This window comes from Paenibacillus ihuae (assembly GCF_001368795.1).
Lineage (GTDB): Bacteria > Bacillota > Bacilli > Paenibacillales > Paenibacillaceae > Paenibacillus_AQ > Paenibacillus_AQ ihuae.
Genome location: NZ_LN831198.1, coordinates 390667 through 395519 on the forward strand (window position 1 = coordinate 390667; position 4853 = coordinate 395519).

General features: G+C 53.7%; 7 protein-coding genes and 1 pseudogene. All 8 read right to left on the reverse strand.

What is annotated here, in order from left to right:
- Positions 1-402 (reverse strand): annotated as a pseudogene (locus tag AQR02_RS33350) (FeoB small GTPase domain-containing protein); the annotation flags it as partial.
- On the reverse strand, positions 399-653 hold the full coding sequence (locus AQR02_RS01790; RefSeq protein ID WP_054939133.1) for a FeoA family protein: 255 nt from the start codon (positions 651-653) through the stop codon (positions 399-401). The pseudogene AQR02_RS33350 and the gene AQR02_RS01790, both read right to left, overlap by 4 nt.
- 234 nt (positions 654-887) lie before the next feature.
- Positions 888-1052, reverse strand: a complete 165-nt coding sequence (locus tag AQR02_RS32215) for a hypothetical protein (RefSeq protein ID WP_159067665.1) — start codon at positions 1050-1052, stop codon at positions 888-890.
- Between the two features lie 150 nt (positions 1053-1202).
- Positions 1203-1661 carry an SRPBCC domain-containing protein gene (locus tag AQR02_RS01795; RefSeq protein WP_054939134.1) on the reverse strand — a complete coding sequence of 153 codons (459 nt, stop codon included), beginning with the start codon at positions 1659-1661 and terminating at the stop codon, positions 1203-1205.
- Positions 1662-1752: 91 nt separating this feature from the next.
- The gene (locus AQR02_RS01800) at positions 1753-2712 is read right to left on the reverse strand and encodes a helix-turn-helix transcriptional regulator (protein WP_054939135.1); all 960 of its coding nucleotides are present in this window, start codon (positions 2710-2712) and stop codon (positions 1753-1755) included.
- Positions 2713-2809: 97 nt separating this feature from the next.
- Positions 2810-3907: a GerAB/ArcD/ProY family transporter gene (locus AQR02_RS01805; protein ID WP_054939136.1), complete on the reverse strand. Its 1098-nt coding sequence runs from the start codon at positions 3905-3907 to the stop codon at positions 2810-2812.
- A 10-nt stretch (positions 3908-3917) separates the two neighbouring features.
- A complete protein-coding gene (locus tag AQR02_RS01810) occupies positions 3918-4151 on the reverse strand; it encodes a hypothetical protein (protein ID WP_054939137.1) in 234 nt (77 codons plus the stop codon).
- A gap of 11 nt (positions 4152-4162) precedes the next feature.
- Positions 4163-4853: Ger(x)C family spore germination C-terminal domain-containing protein (locus AQR02_RS01815; protein ID WP_187388756.1), on the reverse strand; the 691-nt coding region annotated here is incomplete at its 5' end.

Genomic DNA, 4853 nt, shown 5'->3' on the forward strand with positions numbered 1-4853 from the left:
GGAGATTGCTTTTAAATTGATGTCAATGCCTAGCTTCTTAGCTTCATCGATCAGGTTGATGCAGATTACCGCGCGTCCCGTAATTTCAAGCACTTGCAGGGCAAGATTGAGATTGCGTTCCAGCGAAGTGGCATCCAGTACGACCAGTGTCACATCCGGCTGTTCAAAAATAATGTAGTCCCTGGCGGCCTCTTCATCAGCGGAATTAGAGTAAAGCGAGTACGTACCCGGCAGATCAACAGCTCGGTAGACATGCTGGTTATGGGTGAATTCACCCTCAGCGGTTATGACGGTCTTGCCCGCCCAGTTGCCGGTATGCTGGCGCAGGCCGGTCAGCAGGTTGAAAAGCGTGCTCTTCCCTGTATTGGGATTGCCGGCAAAAGCAACCGTATAGTGGCTCATGCCTCTTCACCTCCAATTAAATGTCCGTAAATCAGCGAGCTTTCTTCCCGCCGCAGGGCAATAGTCGTATTGCTTACCCGAAAAGCGATAGGATCTCCAAGCGGACTGCGCCGCAGCACCTCAACGGCATTGCCGACCACAAAACCGAGGTCGAGCAGCCTTCTTCGCAGCACGCCCTGAACTTCAATGCCGCTGATGCGCAGCATACTGCCGTTCGATGCTTCAGACAATGGGATACCGGCTCCAGCCATAGCAGTTCCTTCTTTCATATGGATTTATAGTTTGTATATGGACGAAATAAGTATAGTTGTGCAGTGATGATAGATTATTGTGCCGATCCACAATATTAGTATACGTAAACAACTTTGTCCTCGCAACAAAAAAGTTTCCCTTGGGAAAGATAAAATAACCCCTGCCTGAAGTGCAGCGGATGCTGCGCCTTAAGGCAAGGGTTAAAGCAAGTCGCAGATGAAATCTGCGGCAGATTAGCGTAGTTCCAGCATAACTCCAGTGTAATCGATCGTAATCCGGCGTAGTTCCAGCATAACTCCAGCGTAACCGATTGTAGTCCGGCGTAGTTCCAGCATAACTCCAGCGTAACCGATTGTAGTCCGGCGTAGTTTCAGCATAACGCTAGCGTAATCTATCATAGTCCGGCGAGGTTCCAGCATAACTTCAGCGTAATTGATCGTAGTCCGGCATGATTAACAGCGTATTTTCACCTCGGCCCCAGTCAATCCTGGACCAGATTGCGGCTGAACCAAGGTCAGGCTGTAACGCCGGCCGAATTCATAGACCGCCTATTCCCAGCTGCCAAAATCAAGAGTGCCGCCGGTTTCCGCCAGCGTCTTTATATTGCTCAGGATCTGCCACCAGGCGCTGTCACTCGGGCCATAGGAAGGGTCCTCCGGATGCCATTCGTCATGAATGAGTGTAAGCTTAGTGCAGCCGCCCACCGGTGTCAGCAGCCAGGAGATGCGGGATTCATAATTTACGCCGCCCTTCAGATAGGAGGGGCCGACCTTGTGCGTGAAACGCAGCGCTTCCCGGGGAGTGAATTCCAGCAGTGTGCCATACACATGCAGAGTCTCACTGCCGTCTGCTCCCGGTCCCACGTACTCTAGTGCTTCCCCCTCCACAAAGCTGGAACGGATGCTGCTGCCATAATAAATTTGCTTCACTTTGTCAGGAGAGATAAGACATTCCCAGACCTGTTCTGGTGTTGCGCCAATATAGAACTCGTACTTTAGTTCTTTCATTACTATTCCTCCTCTGGGTTCTGGATACCTCAATCACAGCTCCAATATACAAAAGAATCACTGACAGCTGCGGTCAGTGATTCGGGAAAATTCAAGATTCCGTATAATGGGCAGAAATACCGGCAGCTATAGCTGCAAGCTTCTGCTTCAAGGCGGCAGGTTCAAGGATGGTCAGCGACTTGCCATAGGGTAGCAGGAAGTAAGCCCCGAAGCCGAATAACGAAGCTTCATCCAGCAGGAAACGGGCCTCTCCCGGAATCCGCTGCTCCAGCGAATGGCCGAACAGCCAGTGGCTGCACAGATCATTCAGCACCTCTTCACCTGAGGCAATGACTACCGGGATCAGTGCTGTCTCCTGATCCTGGCCGGGAAGCAGGCTCCTCAGCAGAAACTCCCGTGCCGAGAATCCCGGCGGACGATGGAAGCCGGCTCCTGTCCGCTCCAGTCCTGCAATCCGGTCCACGCGGAAGCTGCGGATGTCCTGGCGCTGGTGGCAGAAGCCGGCCAGATACCACCTTCCCTTCCAGAGCACCAGCCCGTAAGGATCAATGGCACGCATGGAGAATGCATCACTGCTGCCCTTGCGGTATTCTATCTGTACCGTCAGCCCGTCTGCGGTGCAGACCTCCAGCTCCTCCAGCAGATGAGACAAGGGTGTGGAAGGGGTATGCAGCATTTCGACACCACGCTCGTGGCGTTCCATCTGCGAGAGCTGCTCGTCATTGCTGTAGCGCTTAAGCTTGGCGATGGCTCCGCTTAAGGCTTCGACATACGGGTATCCGCTGCCCTCTGCAAAGGCGGAAGCCTGTACGAGTGCCCGGCGTTCTGCGGCGTTGAAGAAGAGCGGAGAAGCGCTGAAATGCTCCGGCAGCCGGAAGCCGCCGCCCGGTCCGGCATCCGCGATGACAGGAACGCCGCTGGCGCAGAGTGCATCTATATAGCGGTACACTGAACGGACGCTCAGTTCAAGACTTTCTGCCAGCTCGGCGGCGGTTCTTTTGCGCTGCTGCAGCATCCAGAGAATAGACAGCAGATGATCGGCTTTGGACATCCTGCAGAAGCCTCCTGTTGTAGCATTAATTTCCCCATTATTCCATAACTGCTTACAGGCTGTCAAAAGACAGAGGGCAGTTCCCGGAGATCATACCTTAAGAGGGAGTGCTCTTGAACCGGCTGCGCAGCAGAATGGAAACTGCCAGCAGCAGCGGGACGGCAATCTGAAACAACGGGTCGATCTTCAGGCTGGGTCCAAGGCCGATGGCAATATGCTGGGTATAATCCCGCTCCAGAAAGGAAGCCCCGTAAATGACAGCGCCCACAGGGAACACCCACCATTTCATTGATTTGCCGGTCAGCCCGCTTACACCTTTAACCGCACAGAAATAGAACACCATCATTTTGATCAGGAGGCCGACGAAGAGCTGAATGGTTACCAGAATGTCGAGCCGTTCCACAAATTGCAGATTGGATAAGGTGCGGACTGTTTTCAGAAAAGGCAATTGGCTGATTCCCGCAACCGTGGGTCCGAGGACGGCGACATTGAGTGCATTCATGAAGATTAGGAAAAGGCTGATGGCAATATAAGCTGAAATGGTATTTTTCACCGGCACGCCGGGTTTCTCCCATAAGGACCACAGCATCAGAAACACAAGCATTTGCCCGAAGGGGAAAGAGACGATTTCCGGCAGTGCCGCATCCAGGATCGGCTTTAGGCCGCCCTCAAAGACAGGGGTCAGGCGCCGAAAATCGATGGAGCCCATAATTCCGAGCAGCAGGACCAGAAGGCCGTAAAAGAACAGAAGCATCGGGAGCAGCACCTCCGGCAGCCGGAAGAGAACTGCGGTTCCCTTCCATATGGCGTAAAGCGCAATGAGGACAAAGACCAGCATCGTAATCGACATCGGAGTTGTCTGCAGCAGAGTCAGTGAAGTCAATTCGCCTAAGTCCCGGACATTACGCATCGATTCATACGCGAAATAAAGGCAGTAAATCCAGCCGACGACCGAACCGGCAGTGGCTCCGAAGTGGAGCTTCAGCATGCCGATAAGATCAAGTCCCCGCGAGCGCTCCTGGATCCACAGCAGAAGCAGGAGCAGGATCAGGCCGGCCACTGAGCCGGCGCACATCGCCAGCCATGAATCCTGCTTCGCCTTGCCGCCAAGCAGGAACAGCGGTGTGCTGCCGATCTCAAACAGCATGACCATAAACGCGATTTGCAGGGCTGACACCTGTTCTTTGTTGGGCATCTCTGTATCATCAACCTCCTAACCATTCAATGATGACTCTGCCTGCGGGCTGGAAAAATGCGGTGTACACGGTAGCGATGTTGAAATGGGGCGTCTCTGTAATGCCGCATATATTCACATAGACACACCAGGCAAGGATGCAGCCGAACCACAAGCGCTGGAGTTTTGATCCTCTTCCTGTCAGTCTGCTGCAGCCCCACACAAAGGCGAGGGCATAAAGGATAAGAGTGATGGCTATTTTCATCACGCAGCCCTCTATTTCTGCTGAACGGACTTAAAGGATTTGTTGCTTAGCCCTGTCCGCTCTATTTTCATCGAGACGTGGGGGCGGATCTCAATGTCCCGGAATACGCTGTCCCAGCTATTATCCTGCTCAATCTGCTTCCAGCGCTTACGGTCACTGCGGTGAATCCTTACGGCAAAGCCGGTGACGTCTGCTCCCAGCTTCCGCACCTCGGTCCATGAGTTATTGACAAGCTCAAGCACATGCTGCTCGATCGATTCCTCCATCTCTGAAATGGCGGCCCGCTCATTCAAATCCGCGATGCTGCCCAGCTCCGTCAATATTCCGCTGCCCTTGATATGGATGTCCATGACGTAATGATCCTTATCCCAGACGGGACGAACGGTGGTGCTTGAATTTTGGAGAATAAACGAAGCATCCGGAGTGTCGCCTGCCTTGGGGTGGGACGGAAAGGCAATGGTGGCTTTGTTGATTTTGTCGGTTATAAAAGACAGGCCGAAGGCCTGCCTTTGTGTCAGCCAGCCGATCAGCTTCTCGCCTTTGATTACGCCCAGCTTGCCGAGGGCCAGCCGTGAGGGCAGGTCCGTCACTGCGGTTTCGGTCGTTTCATCCATGATTTTATGCCCGGTTAACCGGATCTCCGGCAGCACCGCGCTCCCGGATTCAGAGGACAGAGCCATGGCCAGCTCGTAGAGGCGCACC